The organism is Microbacterium sp. OVT16B (assembly GCF_019969705.1).
Lineage (GTDB): Bacteria > Actinomycetota > Actinomycetes > Actinomycetales > Microbacteriaceae > Microbacterium > Microbacterium natoriense.
This window is the reverse complement of record NZ_JAHXZA010000001.1, coordinates 1,856,712-1,870,752: the sequence shown is the minus strand read 5'-3', so window position 1 is coordinate 1,870,752 and position 14,041 is coordinate 1,856,712. Positions and strand designations below refer to the sequence as shown.

13 protein-coding genes and 1 other RNA gene are annotated in these 14,041 nt (G+C 68.1%); 5 read left to right on the top strand and 9 right to left on the bottom strand.

Annotated elements, in window-relative coordinates; all coding sequences use genetic code 11:
* Window positions 1–42: 42 nt before the first annotated feature.
* Window positions 43–1,230 (bottom strand): RimK family alpha-L-glutamate ligase, encoded by a 1,188-nt coding sequence (locus tag LC438_RS08855; RefSeq protein WP_105673048.1) that lies wholly within the window; start codon window positions 1,228–1,230, stop codon window positions 43–45.
* A gap of 17 nt (window positions 1,231–1,247) precedes the next feature.
* Between LC438_RS08855 and LC438_RS08850 the strand changes: the two genes are divergently transcribed.
* Complete coding sequence (locus LC438_RS08850; RefSeq protein ID WP_105673047.1) at window positions 1,248–1,736, top strand: ATP-dependent zinc protease; 489 nt, start codon at window positions 1,248–1,250, stop codon at window positions 1,734–1,736.
* 6 nt (window positions 1,737–1,742) lie between these two features.
* Here LC438_RS08850 and LC438_RS08845 read toward each other — a convergent pair whose 3' ends face one another.
* A complete protein-coding gene (locus LC438_RS08845; RefSeq protein ID WP_223586358.1) occupies window positions 1,743–2,174 on the bottom strand; it encodes an RDD family protein in 432 nt (143 codons plus the stop codon).
* A 136-nt stretch (window positions 2,175–2,310) separates the two neighbouring features.
* Between LC438_RS08845 and glnA (LC438_RS08840) the strand changes: the two genes are divergently transcribed.
* Window positions 2,311–3,735, top strand: coding sequence for a type I glutamate--ammonia ligase (gene glnA, locus LC438_RS08840; protein WP_105673045.1), 1,425 nt, complete (start codon window positions 2,311–2,313; stop codon window positions 3,733–3,735).
* A gap of 168 nt (window positions 3,736–3,903) precedes the next feature.
* Window positions 3,904–4,746 carry a transposase gene (locus tag LC438_RS08835; RefSeq protein ID WP_223586357.1) on the top strand — a complete coding sequence of 281 codons (843 nt, stop codon included), beginning with the start codon at window positions 3,904–3,906 and terminating at the stop codon, window positions 4,744–4,746.
* A 34-nt stretch (window positions 4,747–4,780) separates the two neighbouring features.
* Here the strand turns inward: LC438_RS08835 and LC438_RS08830 are convergent, their stop codons facing one another.
* Complete coding sequence (locus tag LC438_RS08830) at window positions 4,781–5,287, bottom strand: GNAT family N-acetyltransferase (protein ID WP_223586356.1); 507 nt, start codon at window positions 5,285–5,287, stop codon at window positions 4,781–4,783.
* A gap of 114 nt (window positions 5,288–5,401) precedes the next feature.
* On the opposite strand from LC438_RS08830, the gene LC438_RS08825 reads away from it, so the two are divergent.
* Window positions 5,402–6,574, top strand: coding sequence for an AI-2E family transporter (locus tag LC438_RS08825; protein ID WP_105673042.1), 1,173 nt, complete (start codon window positions 5,402–5,404; stop codon window positions 6,572–6,574).
* On the opposite strand, the gene LC438_RS08820 is transcribed toward LC438_RS08825, so the two are convergent.
* The 4 genes from LC438_RS08820 to LC438_RS08805 are packed head-to-tail and all read right to left on the bottom strand — an operon-like array spanning window position 6,561 to window position 12,056.
* Window positions 6,561–7,475: a diacylglycerol kinase family protein gene (locus LC438_RS08820; RefSeq protein WP_105673041.1), complete on the bottom strand. Its 915-nt coding sequence runs from the start codon at window positions 7,473–7,475 to the stop codon at window positions 6,561–6,563. The genes LC438_RS08825 and LC438_RS08820 overlap by 14 nt on opposite strands.
* Before the next feature lie 42 nt (window positions 7,476–7,517).
* Window positions 7,518–10,493 carry a bifunctional [glutamine synthetase] adenylyltransferase/[glutamine synthetase]-adenylyl-L-tyrosine phosphorylase gene (locus LC438_RS08815; protein ID WP_223586355.1) on the bottom strand — a complete coding sequence of 992 codons (2,976 nt, stop codon included), beginning with the start codon at window positions 10,491–10,493 and terminating at the stop codon, window positions 7,518–7,520.
* A gap of 7 nt (window positions 10,494–10,500) precedes the next feature.
* Window positions 10,501–11,838, bottom strand: coding sequence for a type I glutamate--ammonia ligase (gene glnA / locus LC438_RS08810; RefSeq protein ID WP_105673039.1), 1,338 nt, complete (start codon window positions 11,836–11,838; stop codon window positions 10,501–10,503).
* A 2-nt stretch (window positions 11,839–11,840) separates the two neighbouring features.
* A complete protein-coding gene (locus LC438_RS08805) occupies window positions 11,841–12,056 on the bottom strand; it encodes a hypothetical protein (protein WP_105673038.1) in 216 nt (71 codons plus the stop codon).
* A 70-nt stretch (window positions 12,057–12,126) separates the two neighbouring features.
* Here LC438_RS08805 and ppgK point away from each other — a divergent pair, with 70 nt between their 5' ends.
* Window positions 12,127–12,873, top strand: a complete 747-nt coding sequence (gene ppgK / locus LC438_RS08800) for a polyphosphate--glucose phosphotransferase (protein ID WP_105673037.1) — start codon at window positions 12,127–12,129, stop codon at window positions 12,871–12,873.
* A gap of 68 nt (window positions 12,874–12,941) precedes the next feature.
* Here the strand turns inward: ppgK and LC438_RS08795 are convergent, their stop codons facing one another.
* The gene (locus LC438_RS08795) at window positions 12,942–13,637 is read right to left on the bottom strand and encodes a LysM peptidoglycan-binding domain-containing protein (protein WP_105673036.1); all 696 of its coding nucleotides are present in this window, start codon (window positions 13,635–13,637) and stop codon (window positions 12,942–12,944) included.
* Window positions 13,638–13,684: 47 nt separating this feature from the next.
* An RNA gene (gene rnpB, locus LC438_RS08790) (RNase P RNA component class A) lies at window positions 13,685–14,041 on the bottom strand.

The following is a 14,041-nucleotide window of genomic DNA, read 5'->3' as shown; positions in this document are numbered from 1 at the left end:
GCGCGGCCGCACCTCGTCAGGAGGGCGGCCGCGCTTCGTCGTTCACTCGGAGAGCGGCTGGCGGGGCAGACGACGCACCTTCGCACGGCGCCGACGTCGCTCGGGGATCATGGAGCGCATCTCGTCGAGCTTGCCGAAGCAGAAGAGCCGATCGTCGGCCTCGAGGATCACGTGCTTGCGCGGGTTGGGGATGACGCTGACACCCCGGTGCAGCGTGAGCACGGTGATGTCGCGCTCCCACAGCCCCGCCTCGCCGAGCGTCTTGCCCACGAGATCCACCGCCCCGTGAACCATGAGCTCTGCCACTCCGTACCCGGTCGAGACGGTGAGCCGCTGTCGCACGTCGATCTCAGGGAAGGCGACCTGGCCGGCGATGTAGTCGATGATCGCACCCGCGACGTCGAGCTTCGTGGCGGTTTCGATGCCCTGGAGCCCCGGAGAGGAGTTCACCTCCATGACGAGCGGGCCGTCCTCGCCCTCCAGCATGTCGACTCCGGCGACGCGCAGGCCCATGATCTGCGCCGAGCGCACCGCGGCGCGCTCGTACACGGGGTCGAGCTCGATGGCCTCCACTGAGCCGCCCCGGTGCACGTTCGACCGGAACTCGTCGCCGGCTGCCGAGCGTCGCATGGCCGCCACGACGCGGTCGCCCACGACGAGGGCGCGGATGTCCTTGCCACGGCTCTCCGAGATGAACTTCTGGATCAGCACGTTCTGCTTCGTCGAGTGCAGGGTCTCGATGATCGCCTCGGCGACCTTGACCTGCGGAGCGAGGATGACCCCGATGCCCTGCGTGCCCTCGAGGAGCTTGATCACGACGGGGGCGCCTCCCACGCGTTCGATCGCCGGGCGCACGTCGGCGCGATTGCGGACGAAAGCGGTCGGCGGCATCGCGATGTTGTGGCGCGACAGGATCTGGTTCGCGCGGAGCTTGTCGCGCGCACTGGAGATGCCGTTCGCCGTGTTCGGCGTGTACACGTCCATCTGCTCGAACTGGCGCACCACGGCGGTGCCGAAGTACGTGATCGAGTTGCCGATGCGCGGCAGGATCGCGTCGTAGTCGCTGAGCTGACGCCCCCGATAATGCAGGTCCGGTTCATCGGCCGTGAGGTCTATCGCGAAGCGCAGCGTGTTCAACACCTTGACGTTGTGCCCGCGCTGGAGTGCCGCTGCACGGAGTCGTTGGGTTGAGTACGCCTGCGGCGCACGGGAGAGCACAGCGATCTTCACGAAGTTTTCCTGCCAGGATGTATCGGGTGAGTAAGACATCCCATTCAAACACTCTTATCGGGTGGCGAGAATGGGTGAGCCTGCCCGATCTCGGCGTCGACTGGTTGAAAGCCAAGATCGACACGGGCGCGCGCACCTCATCGCTGCACGCTTTCGAGATCCGCGAGTTCGAGCGCGACGGCGAGGAGTGGGTGCGATTCCGCGTCAAGCCCTGGCAGGACAGCCAGGAGGACACCGTCGAGGTGGAGTGCCCCGTGCACGATCGGCGGGCCGTCCGCAGCTCCTCTGGCCACGCGCAGGAGCGTTTCGTCGTCGAGCTGCTCATCCGCCTGCACGACCGCGAGGTCCTCGCCGAGGTCACGCTGAGCAACCGCGACGAGATGGGGTTCCGGATGCTCATCGGCCGCGAGGCGCTGCGTCAGGGGTACGTCGTCGATCCCGCCCGCTCCTTCGTGGGCGGACGCGCTCCCCGAGAGGCGCGCCGCCGCAACCGCGGCAAGGAGTGAGCCGCGTCAGGCGCGGATGAGCATCAGCCCTGACGCCTTGTCGTGGAGTCCTCGCTGATCGGCGTCCCATACCACCGCGGGGATGACGATGACCAGCAGGAGCGTGCGGACGACGGGGCGCCACAGGCCGACCCAGCCGGGGCCGGCGAAGGGAACCACACGCATGCCGAGAATGCGGTGCCCCGGGCTGCCGCCAGCGGTGGGGATGAAGAGGATCTGCATCACCGCGAACACGGCCATGGGCGCGAACTGGCTGAGACCGGCCTCCGAGGGCAGCGCGAACTGGTTGAATCCGAAGAACGCCGTCGCGATGATGCTCGCCGCCGCATAGTCGATCAGCAGCGCGCCGATCCGCCGGCCGGGGCGGGCGATGCTCCCGGGACCTTGCTCCGGAAGACCGAGTCGTTCACCGGGGTACGAGTTCACAGCATCCGTCACTTGTCCAGCCTACCCAGCGTCCGCGGGTGCCTCCGCCGTAACAAGCTCGAAACAAAGCGGACACCCCGGAGAAATCCTCCAGCCGTACTGTGCAGAATGGCCGTGAAGCCATCGATCCGCATTACAGGAGTCGTACATGTTCAAAGATTCGTCCGAGGTACTGAGCTACATCACGGAGAACGACGTCAAGTTCCTTGACATCCGTTTCACCGATCTCCCCGGTGTGCAGCAGCACTTCAACATCCCGGCATCCACGGTGGACGAGGACTTCTTCGTCAACGGCCAGCTGTTCGACGGTTCCTCGATCCGCGGCTTCGCGAGCATCCACGAGTCCGACATGCAGCTCATCCCTGACGTCACGACCGCCTATGTCGACCCGTTCCGCGAGGCGAGCACGCTCGTCATGGTCTTCGACATCTACAACCCCCGCACCGGAGAGATCTACTCGAAGGACCCACGTCAGGTCGCCAAGAACGCCGAGAAGTACCTCGCGTCGACCGGCATCGCCGACACCGCGTTCTTCGCGCCCGAGGCCGAGTTCTACATCTTCGACGAGGTCCGCTACTCCGTCACCGCGGGCGAGAGCTTCTACAAGGTCGACTCCGAAGAGGCCGCGTGGAACACCGGCCGTGAGGAAGAGGGCGGCAACCTCGGCAACAAGACGCCGTACAAGGGCGGCTACTTCCCCGTCTCCCCCGTCGACAAGACGGCCGACCTCCGCGACGACATCACCCTCAAGCTCATCGAGGCCGGGTTCATCCTCGAGCGCTCGCACCACGAGGTGGGCACCGCCGGTCAGCAGGAGATCAACTACCGCTTCGACACCATGGTGCACGCGGCAGACGACATCCTGAAGTTCAAGTACATCGTCAAGAACACCGCCGACCAGTGGGGCAAGACCGCGACGTTCATGCCGAAGCCGCTCTTCGGCGACAACGGCTCGGGCATGCACACCCACCAGTCGCTGTGGAGCGACGGCAAGCCGCTCTTCTACGACGAGGCCGGCTACGGCCAGCTCAGCGACATCGCGCGCTGGTACATCGGCGGCATCCTGGCGCACGCTCCGGCGCTGCTCGCCTTCACCAACCCGACCCTGAACAGCTACCACCGTCTGGTCAAGGGCTTCGAGGCCCCGGTCAACCTGGTCTACTCGGCCGGAAACCGCTCGGCCGCGATCCGCATCCCGATCACGGGCTCCAACCCGAAGGCGAAGCGCATCGAGTTCCGTGCGCCCGACGCCTCCGGCAACCCGTACCTCGCCTTCGCCGCGCAGCTCATGGCCGGCCTCGACGGCATCAAGAACCGCATCGAGCCGCACGAGCCCGTCGACAAGGACCTCTACGAGCTCCCGCCCGAGGAGGCCAAGAACATCCCGCAGGTGCCGAACTCGCTGCTGGACTCGCTGGAGGCCCTGCGCGAGGACCACGCCTTCCTCCTCGAGGGCGGCGTGTTCACCGAGGAGCTCATCGAGACCTGGATCTCCTACAAGTACGAGAACGAGATCCTGCCGATGGCCCAGCGACCGCACCCGTTCGAGTTCGAGCTGTACTACGGCGTCTGATCGCCCGACGTTCACGATGAGCCCGTCCCGACCTGCGTCGGGGCGGGCTCTTCCGTCTGCGCCAGGGTCCCGAAGAACAGGGCTGACGGCGCTCACGTTTCCTCGGTACTCTCGATCGATGCCCGCCCACATCTGCCGCGCCGCGCCGATCGTCTCACCCGTCGTCCGATGACGTCACGCGACTTCGCAGAGATGGCGGCCGCGCTGTACTCCGGTCCACCCGCCGAGTTCGTCGCGACCCGGAACGCCTTCGCGGCAGCGGCCGCCGATCGCGACACGGGCGATCGGATCCGCGCGCTCAAGAAGCCGTCGGTGTCGGCGTGGGTCGTGAACCTGTTCGCCCGCGAACGCCCCTCCCAACTCGGTGAAGCACTGCAGTTGGCGCAGGAGCTCCGCGACGCGCAGGCCGACCTCGACGCGGCGACGCTGGCGAGCCTCGGTCGTGAACGTCGCGCACTCACTCAGCGCCTGGCTGCGGAAGCGACCTCACTGGCGTCGGCGCAGGGCGAGCGCATCACGCCAGCCACCTCCGAAGCGGTGCGGCAGACACTCACCGCGGCGTTCTTCGATCCGGATGCAGCGGTGGCCGTCGCTTCCGGTCGGCTGATCCGAGAGCTCGAACCCTCCGCCCCGGTGGATCTGGAGTCGGTCGTCGCGGGCGGAGTGTCGGATGCCGCGCCCGCTTCCGCCCCTCCTCTCGATGAGGTGCGAGCGCGACGGATGCGGAGGGATGCGGAACGTGCGGTCAGCGACGCGGAGAAGGCTCTTGCTCACGCCGAACAGCAGCAGCACGCAGCGCGGAGGGCGGTGCGGGACGCCGAGGCTCTGACCGCTCGGCTGCCTGCGCAGATCGAGGAGCTCGAGACGGAGCTCGCACGGATGCGCGATCGACTCGTCAGGGCGACGGCGGATGCCTCGGCCGCTCAGGCGCTCCTGGATACGGCGACGTCCGACGTCGTGAGCGCAGCGGAGGAGCTGTCCGCATCACGGCAGCGCGTGAGCGAGCTGTGATGACGGCCTCTCGAGCCTGTCGAATGATCAACGACTAGTCGTCGACGGCGCCCAGGTCCAGCATCCATTCGTTCATGACGAGCTCGCCGCCCCGGAAGGTCTCGGTGATCGTCCCGACGAGGGCGAAGCCGTTGCGCCGGCAGACGCCGTTCGACGCGGCGTTCTCGGCGCCGGGGAACGCGGTGAGGAACCGGCGCCGCGCGCGGTGCTCGCGCGCATCGACCACGAGCAGCGCGAGAGCCTCCGATGCCGCCCCGCGCCCCTGCGCCTCGGGGAGGACGAACCATCCCGTCTCCAGGGCCGCTGAGCCCCGCCAGTCGACGTTCCACCAGCCGATCGACCCGAGCGGCACACCGTCATCCTCGATGACGAACATCCGCGCCTCTCCCGACTCCCCCAGCCGCAGATAGCGGGCGTGCCGGTCGACGAGCTCCTGCTCGCTCTCCGGTCCGTTGAGGTGGGCCGTCATCGTCGGAGTGTTCGCCTGCGTCAGGAGGGGGAGGTCTTCCGCGGACCAGGGACGGAGCAGCAGTGCGGTCATGCTCAGACTCTCCCACGCGGCTCGGACACTCCGCAGCGGACGCCGCGCAACCGGCTTGACTCCGGAGCGCGCGCCTGCTCAACTGACAGTTCCGAACCGACACCTGGGGGCACGATGCGACGCCGTCGACCGATCACCACGCCTGAGACGACGAACACGGCGCAGCCGTATCAGGGCACCCGCCCTCAGCCGCAGCCGACGACGGCCGCCGCCGCGATCTCGCGCATCAACCCGTTCGTGTTCGGCCTGTTCGGGGCCCTCGGCGTTCTCGTCGCGCTGACCCTGGGCGGCATCGTCACCCAGCTCGGAACGGTGCTCGTCTACATCGGGTTCGCCGTGTTCCTCGCGCTCGGCCTCGATCCGATCGTGACCTTCCTTGAGAAGCGGTTCTCGATTCCGCGCCCAGGCGCCGTCGCGATCGTCGTCGCGATCGTGCTGCTGCTCTTCGCGGGGATCATCCTGGCGATCGTCCCGATCCTCGTCGACCAGATCAGCAACCTGATCGAGAACGGTCCGAAGATGGTGAGCGACATCCAGCACGCCGGCTGGTACAAGGACCTCACCGCGCAGTTCGGCGCGAACTTCCAGGACGCGACCGACGCCGTCCTCAAGTTCGTGAAGGACCCCAGCAACCTCCTCAACATCGGCGGCGGCGTGCTCGCCGTGGGCACCGGCATCGCCGGCGGCTTCACCGGCGTCACGATCGTGCTGATCCTGACCCTCTACTTCATGGCCTCCCTGCGCAGCATGAAGAAGGTCGCCGCCCGCTTCGTGCCCGCCTACCAGCGCGACACCTTCAGCAGCCTCGTCGAGGACGTCTCCGGCGCCGTCGGCCGCTACGTCATCGGCCAGGTGAGCCTCGCCCTGGTGAACGGCGTCCTCAGCCTCATCGTGCTCTCGATCATCGGCGCCCCGGTGCCGGCTCTGCTGGCCCTGATCGCGTTCATCGGATCGATGATCCCGCTCGTCGGAACGCTGTCGGCGTCCATCGTCAACTCGCTGATCTGCCTCGTCGTGAGCCCCGTCACGGCGCTCATCGCCTTCATCTACTACCTCATCTACATGCAGATCGAGGCATACGTCCTCTCCCCGCGCATCATGAGCAAGGCGGTCGCCGTCCCCGGCTCGCTGGTCGTGATCGCCGCGGTCGCCGGTGGCGCCCTCGGCGGGATCGCCGGCGCCCTCGTGGCGATCCCGGTCGCGGCGAGCATCATCATCATCGTCCAGAAGGTGCTCTTCCCCGCTCAGGACGGGAAGACCACGCCGCCCGCCGTCAGCGCACGATGAGAGCGCCCGGCTGCACGGTCGCGACGAAGGACGCGACCTCGCCGACCTCCTCGCCGTCCACCTCGAACTGCTGAGGGGAATCCAGAGTCACCGAGATCGTCTGCGCAGCCACGTGGCGAGTCGACTCCGTGCTGACCGCCTCCGTGCCCCCGCCGAGGAGACGCCGGATGCCGTTGTCCCACACGACCGACCTCACGGTGTCGAGCCACTGCAGCGCCCCGTCGGCGCTCACGAGCAGCAGATCCAGCTGCCCGTCGTCGAGCACGGCATCCGGGAGCAGACGGATGCCGCCCTGCAGCATGCCGCAGTTGCCGATGATCATGGTGTGCCCACGGACCTCCTGAGCGTCGCCCTCGTCCAGCGTGAGGGTGATGTCCGTCATCTCCGTGCCCGCCAGCGCCCGCCCCATGGCCTCGACGTAGGCGAGCCAGCCCGCACGGTCCTTCAGATCGTCGTTCGTCTCCACGAGCATCTGCGCATCGACGCCGAAGCCGACCATGACGGTGAAGGCGCGCTTCTCCCCCTCGAACTCGACCCAGCCGATGTCGATGCTGCGGGGCTCGCCGTCCTGCACGCGCTCGAGCGCAGCGGTGATGTCGTCGAGCGGCACACCGAGGTTCCGCGCGAGCAGATTCCCCGTGCCCTGCGGGACGATGCCCAGCGCCACCTCGGTGCCTGCGAGCACCTCTGCGACCGCTCGGACCGTGCCGTCGCCGCCGACCGCGACGACGACGTCGCAGCCCTCGTCGATCGCGGAGGACGCCATCCCGCGCCCCGGGTCGTCTTCGCTCGTCTCCCACCACACAACCTCCGCGGTGATGGTCTCCGAGACCGCGGCGCGCAGCCGCTCCTCATCGATCTTCGAGGGATTCCAGATCACACCGAGCTTCGAGATCGTCATGGGGCCAGCCTGCGCGAGTCGAGCCCGGATAGCAAACCGGACTCACCCGTAGAAGAGCGCCTCGAAGGCTTTCCTCGCCCGTCGGGTGACGCCGAGATAGTCGTCTTCGAGCACGGAGGCCGATCTCTCCGGATATCCGAGCAGGATCCCCAGTGCGTCCAGCTGACGCGGCTCGACGGGCAGCACGTCGCTCGTCTGCCCGGTGTACAGGGTGATCGCCGAACGCAGCCGACTGGACAGGCGCCACGCGGCCCGCAGCAGGTCGGCTGACGCCGCCGGCACGAGCTCCGCATCCACCGCCGCATCCAGCGCGGCGATGGTCGACGTCGTGCGCAGAGCGGGCACGGCGTGCGCATGCTGCAGCTGCAGCAGCTGCACGAGCCACTCGACGTCGCTGAGCGTCCCAGGACCGAGCTTGAGGTGACGCCGCGGGTCGACGCCCTGCGGCAGCCGCTCCCCCTCCACCCGCGCCTTGATGCGCTTGATCTCACGAGTGCCCTGCAGGTCGATCGCCTCCGGGTACCGGATGCTGTCGGCGAGGTTCGTGAACTTCGCGATCAGCTTTGCGCTCCCCGCGACGCCGCGCGCCCTGAGCAGGGCCTGGGCCTCCCACGAGAGCGACCATCGCCGGTAGTACTCGGCGTAGGCCTCGATCGAGCGCACCACAGGGCCGTTGCGCCCCTCAGGGCGAAGATCCGCGTCGAGGTCCAGCGGCACCCGGTGATCCGTCAGGTGCTCACGGAGACCGGCGACGATCTGCGTGGAGAGCTTCTGCGCGCGTTCGGGGTCGATGCCGTTCGCGTCGTACACGTAGAGGATGTCGGCATCCGATCCGAAACCGAGCTCCGCGCCGCCGAAACGCCCCATGCCGATCACGGCGAAGTCGAGCGCCGCGCCCTCCTCTGGAACGATCTCGCGCTGCACCGCCCTGAGGGCGGCCTGGATGGCGGCGTCGGTGATCTCCGTGAGGGAGGTCGCGACCTCCTCGATCGTGAGGACGTCGAGCACGGCCCCCATCGCTGTTCGGAGCAGTTCTCTGCGGCGCAGAGCCCGCACGGCGCGCAGCGCATCGACGACGCTCTCGTGGCGGGTCTGGATCGCCCTGGCCTCCTCGTCGAGCGCGGCCCCGCTGCGCGGTCGCAGCAGCTCCGTGCTGTCGAGCCAGGCGACGGACTCGGGGATCCACTCCATGAGCTCGCCCACGTACCGCGACGAGGAGAGCAGACGCGTGAGGCTCTCGGCAGCGCCGGACGAGTCGCGCAGCATCCGCAGGAACCAGGGGGTGTCGCCGAGCCGCTCGCTGATCCGGCGGAAGGCGATCAGGGCGTAGTCGGGGTCGCTGCCGTCGGCGAACCACCGCACCATGATCGGCATGAGGTGCCGCTGGATGGTCGCCTTGCGGCTGAGGCCGGTCGTGAGCGCGCCGATGTGGCGGAGCGCGCCGGCGGGGTCGCGGAAGCCGATGGCGGCGAGGCGGTCGTGCGCCTGCGCCGTCGAGAGCGTGCGCTCCTCCTCCGGCAGGGCGGCGACGGCGGAGAGCAGAGGGCGGTAGAAGAGGCGGATGTGGATCTCGCGCACCTCGCGACGAACGCTCTCCCATCGCGCCCACACGCCGTCTCCGGACTCCGCGAGGCCGGTGCTGCGGGCGAGCACGCGGAGCCCCGCGGGAGTGCGGGGCATCAGATGGGTTCGGCTGAGCTCCCTCAGCTGGAGGCGGTGCTCCATCAGCCGCAGCACGCGGTAGTCATCGGCGAACGTCGCGGCCTCCGCTCGACCGATGTAGCCGCCCTCGACCAGTGCGTCGATGCTCTCCAGCGTGCCGCGCGTGCGGATGTGCGGATCGGTGAGCCCGTGCACCAGCTGCAGCAGCTGCACGGTGAACTCGATGTCTCGGAGGCCTCCTGCTCCGAGTTTGAGCTGATACGGCGCATCCTCCGGATCGATGTGCTCCATCACGCGTTCGCGCATGCGCTGAACGCTGTCGACGAAGTTCTCCCGCGCCGCGCTCGACCAGATCTTGGGCTGCACGGCCTCGATGTACGCGTCGCCGAGCTCGGCGTCGCCGGCGAGGGGACGCGCCTTCAGCAGGGCCTGGAACTCCCAGCTCTTGGCCCATCGGTCGTAATACGCCAGGTGCGAGGCGAGGGAGCGCACGAGCGCGCCCTGCTTGCCCTCGGGACGGAGCGCCGCGTCGACCTCCCAGAGCGGGGGCTCGACCTCGATCCCGCTGAGCCCTCGCATGGTCTCGCGCGCGAGACGCGTCGCGATGTCGATCGCCCTGGCCTCCGGGACCAGGTCCTCGTCCTTCGTGCCGCCGACGAAGATCACATCCACGTCGCTGACGTAGTTCAGCTCTCGAGCTCCGGCCTTCCCCATGCCGATGATCGCCAGTCGCGTCGCCGCCACGTCCTCGGTGCGCAGCGTCGCTCCGAGCCGGGTGCGCGCGATGGCGAGTGACGCCTCGAGAGCGGCCCCCGCGATGTCGGCGAGAGCCGCTGCCACGTCTCCGACGATCTCGACGGGACGGGGGTGGCCGAGGTCGTAGGCCGCGATCGCCACGAGGTGGCGGCGGTACGCGACGCGCAGAGTCCCGAGCGCGGCGTCGTCTCCGGATGCCGCGAACCCGTCCTCGGCTCCGACGGCGTCGAGGAGCAGCCCACGGAGATCGGACGCCGAGGGCAGCGCGTGCCCCGGCGTCCGCAGCACGTCGAGCTGCTCGGGGTGTCGTCGGAAGAAGTCGGCGAAGCCCTGAGATGCGCCGAACACCTGCCACGCGCGACGCCGCGTCTCCGGTGCGCTCAGCAGCTCCCGCAGTTCGACGGTGTCGCGCCAGGCCACATGGAGCATCCCCTGCACGGCGGCGTCGGGATCAGCGGCATCCGCTCCGTCGAGCAGCTCCGCCCTCTCGATGCCGAGAAGGGTCGACAGCTCGGCGAGGGATGCCGCGGCCTCGCTGAGCTCGGCGAAGCCCAGCCTGGCCAGAGCGGAGAGCGAGACGGAATCGTCCGAACGGGCCATGCGCGACTCAGAGGAGCTCGAGGTTGTTCTTCAGCTCCAGCGGAGTGACCTGGCCGCGGTAGGACTCCCACTCCTTGCGCTTGTTCAGCAGCACGTAGTTGAAGACGGACTCCCCCAGGGTCTCCGCGACGAGCTCGGAGTTCTCCATGTACTCCAGGGCGTGGTCGAGGCTCGCTGGAAGGGCCGAGTAGCCCAGTGCACGGCGCTCGGCGTCGCTGAGGGACCACACGTTGTCCTCGGCCTCTGGCGGCAGCTCGTAGCCCTCCTCGATACCCTTGAGGCCGGCGGCGAGCATGAGCGCGTACGCCAGGTAGGGGTTTGCCGCCGAGTCGAGGGCGCGGTACTCCACACGAGTGGAACCGCCCTTGTTCGGCTTGTACATCGGCACTCGCACGAGCGCGGAGCGGTTGTTGTGGCCCCAGGTGACGAAGCTCGGAGCCTCGTCTCCGCCCCACAGCCGCTTGTACGAGTTGACGAACTGGTTCGTGACGGCAGCGATCTCGTTGGCGTGCCTGAGGAGTCCGGCGATGAAGTGGCGTCCCGTCTTGGAGAGCTGGTACTTCGCACCCTCCTCGTAGAACGCGTTGCGCTCGCCCTCGAAGAGCGACATGTGCGTGTGCATGCCGCTGCCGGGCTGGCCGCTGAGGGGCTTCGGCATGAACGTCGCGTAGACGCCCTGCTCGATGGCCACCTCCTTGATGACCGTGCGGAAGGTCATGACGTTGTCGGCCATCGTCAGCGCATCCGCGTATCGCAGGTCGATCTCGTTCTGGCCGGGGCCGCCCTCGTGGTGGCTGAACTCGACCGAGATGCCGAGGTCCTCCAGCATCCGCACCGAACGGCGACGGAAGTCGTGCGCGGTGCCGCCCGGCACGTTGTCGAAGTATCCAGCGGAGTCGACGGGAACGGGTCCGTCCGGGCCGAAGGACGAGGACTTCAGAAGGTAGAACTCGATCTCCGGGTGCGTGTAGAACGTGAATCCGGCGTCCGCCGCCTTCGCGAGGGTGCGCTTGAGCACGTGCCGGGGGTCGGACACCGCGGGGCGTCCGTCCGGCGTGGTGATGTCGCAGAACATACGCGCGGTCGGGTCGATCTCTCCGCGCCACGGCAGGGTCTGGAAGGTCGTCGGGTCGGGCTGCGCGAGCAGATCTGACTCATAGCTGCGGGTGAGGCCCTCGATGGCCGAGCCGTCGAAGCCGATTCCCTCGGCGAAAGCGCCCTCGACCTCAGCCGGGGCGATCGCGACGGACTTCAGGGTGCCGATCACGTCGGTGAACCACAGCCTGACGAACTTGACGCCGCGTTCCTCGATCGTCCGGAGGACGAAATCCCGCTGCTTGTCCATCGCTACTCTGCGACCTTGCCGGAGCCGGCGTCCCAGCCGTTCTCGGCGGCTTCCTCTTCGGCCCAGGCGCGCGAGCGCTCCTTGAGCTTCTCCGGTGCGTTCGCAGCCTCGGCCTCGGTGTCGAACGGTCCGACGCGGTCGACGGACGGCGAGATCATGCCGAACTCGACCTGACCGGTCTCCAGGTTGTACCAGTACTTCTCATCGCCGTTGGTCATGGCCGATCCCCTTCTTCACGTGGTGTCATCGATCCTACTGGCGACGGCACCGGTCGCTAAGCTATCGACCATGGCTAAAGCGATCGGCGTCGATATCGGCGGCACGGGTATCAAGGCAGGACTCGTCGACCTCTCACACGGAACCATGGCTTCCGACCGGGTGCGTGTGCCCACGCCCGAGGGCGCATCCCCGCAGGACGTCCTCGTCGCCGTGCAGACGGTCCTGAAGACGCTCGACGTGCACGAGTCGACCCTTCCGCTCGGCGTGGCCTTCCCCGCCATCGTCAAGCGCGGAAAGACCCTCTCCGCGGCGAACGTCTCCAAGGAGTGGCTCGACTTCGACGCCGAGCGCTTCTTCCGCGACGGACTCGGTCGCAACATCGTGTTCGTGAACGACGCGGATGCCGCGGGCGTCGCCGAGGCGCGCCACGGCGCCGCCAGAGACGTCCAGGGCCTCACGCTCCTCACGACCCTCGGCACGGGCATCGGGTCGGCGTTCCTGTACGACGGCGTGCTCGTCCCCAACTCCGAACTCGGACACCTGAACTTCGGCACCTACGACTCCGTCGAGAAGTGGGCAGCCACCTCCGCACGCGAGCGCGAAGGACTGAGCTGGTCCGAGTGGGCGGAGCGGCTGCAGGCCTTCTACTCGCACATCGAGTTCCTGTTCAGCCCCGATCTGTTCGTGGTCGGCGGCGGCGTCTCCAAGAACGCCGGCGACTTCCTCCCGCTGCTCGAGCTGAAGACGCCGATCGTTCCGGCGATCCACCGCAACAACTCCGGCATCATCGGCGCGGCATCCCTCGCCGGCGACTGAGTCAGCGACCCACACGACACGCGAAGGCCCCGCTGAATCTAGCGGGGCCTTCGTCGTGCCAGTCCCCGCTACTGCTTCACCTCGAACAGGACCGAGGGATCCACCGCCAGCAGCAGGAGGTCGCCGGTCTTGAGCGGCCACTCCAGATTGCTGTACTCCATGAACGAGTACGGTTCGAGGCAGAACCGGTCGCCGATCGCGAACTCGCCGTCGCCTTCCGCGACCGTGTACGACACGATGCGCCCGGCGGAATCCCTCGCCACGGTTCCGTCGGCGGTGTCGCTCGGACCGCGGTCGACCAGTTCGGGACCGGTCCAGAACACCCAGTGTCCGTCGATTCCGCCGCCGTCCATGAATCCCAGCTTCGACCGCCCGACGCATCCGCTGATATCGGGCATGGTGGCGCCCTTCCGGAGAAGGAGGCGATCGCCCGGAGCGATCGATTCCGGAGTGATGTCGTTGAGGGACGCCAGCCCGGCGACGCCGAAACGCTTCTCGATCGCGCCCAGCAGATCGCCATAGGTGACCTCATAGCCCACGAGTGCGTCCTCGTAGAAGACGACCTCTCCTTCGGCGCCATCGATGGAACCGGTGTCGACCGGCTCGGACGTGGCGGTCAGCGCGGGGTCCGCCGTCGGTTCCGGCGACGGTTCGACCGCGGCCGGCGTCTCCGCGGACTCCGGCACCGGAACCGTGCACCCGACGAGAACGACGGTGGCCAAGGCGACGAGAAGCGCCGACGTGGCGGCTGTGCGGTGCGACATAGACGCACGCTACCGCGGGCTCGGCGGAGAGACCAGCATCCAGGGTGCGAATGGGCCGACCTGTACGCCGGGTTCTGTTCCGGGGTTCTTCGCCCCTTCGACGGCCATCTCTCTCGGCGACACGTTGCCGTGGCACTCTAGCGGTCTACCCGAGGACTCGGCGAGCCGCGTCAACATCCTCTGTCTGACCTTGCTCCGGACGAGGTTTACCTGGCGGGCCGTGTCACCACGGCCCCCGGTGGTCTCTTACACCACCCTTTCACCCTTACCCCTTGCGGGGCGGTCTGCTCTCTGTGGCACTGTCTCGCGGATTGCTCCGGGTGGGCGTTACCCACCGTCCTGCCCTGAGGAGCCCGGACGTTCCTCGGTGCGGTTGCCCGCCACGCGACCGTCCAGTCGACCCA

Bases quoted from the DNA above. Each gene is read 5' to 3' on its own strand.
- LC438_RS08835 (WP_223586357.1), top strand. From the start codon at position 3,904: ATGACGTCACGCGACTTCGCAGAGATGGCGGCCGCGCTGTACTCCGGT.
- LC438_RS08830 (WP_223586356.1), bottom strand. From the start codon at position 5,287: ATGACCGCACTGCTGCTCCGTCCCTGGTCCGCGGAAGACCTCCCCCTC.
- glnA (WP_105673039.1), bottom strand. From the start codon at position 11,838: ATGGACAAGCAGCGGGATTTCGTCCTCCGGACGATCGAGGAACGCGGC.
- LC438_RS08825 (WP_105673042.1), top strand. From the start codon at position 5,402: ATGCGACGCCGTCGACCGATCACCACGCCTGAGACGACGAACACGGCG.
- LC438_RS08805 (WP_105673038.1), bottom strand. From the start codon at position 12,056: ATGACCAACGGCGATGAGAAGTACTGGTACAACCTGGAGACCGGTCAG.
- LC438_RS08820 (WP_105673041.1), bottom strand. From the start codon at position 7,475: ATGACGATCTCGAAGCTCGGTGTGATCTGGAATCCCTCGAAGATCGAT.
- LC438_RS08795 (WP_105673036.1), bottom strand. From the start codon at position 13,637: ATGTCGCACCGCACAGCCGCCACGTCGGCGCTTCTCGTCGCCTTGGCC.
- glnA (WP_105673045.1), top strand. From the start codon at position 2,311: ATGTTCAAAGATTCGTCCGAGGTACTGAGCTACATCACGGAGAACGAC.
- LC438_RS08815 (WP_223586355.1), bottom strand. From the start codon at position 10,493: ATGGCCCGTTCGGACGATTCCGTCTCGCTCTCCGCTCTGGCCAGGCTG.
- LC438_RS08850 (WP_105673047.1), top strand. From the start codon at position 1,248: ATGTATCGGGTGAGTAAGACATCCCATTCAAACACTCTTATCGGGTGG.
- ppgK (WP_105673037.1), top strand. From the start codon at position 12,127: ATGGCTAAAGCGATCGGCGTCGATATCGGCGGCACGGGTATCAAGGCA.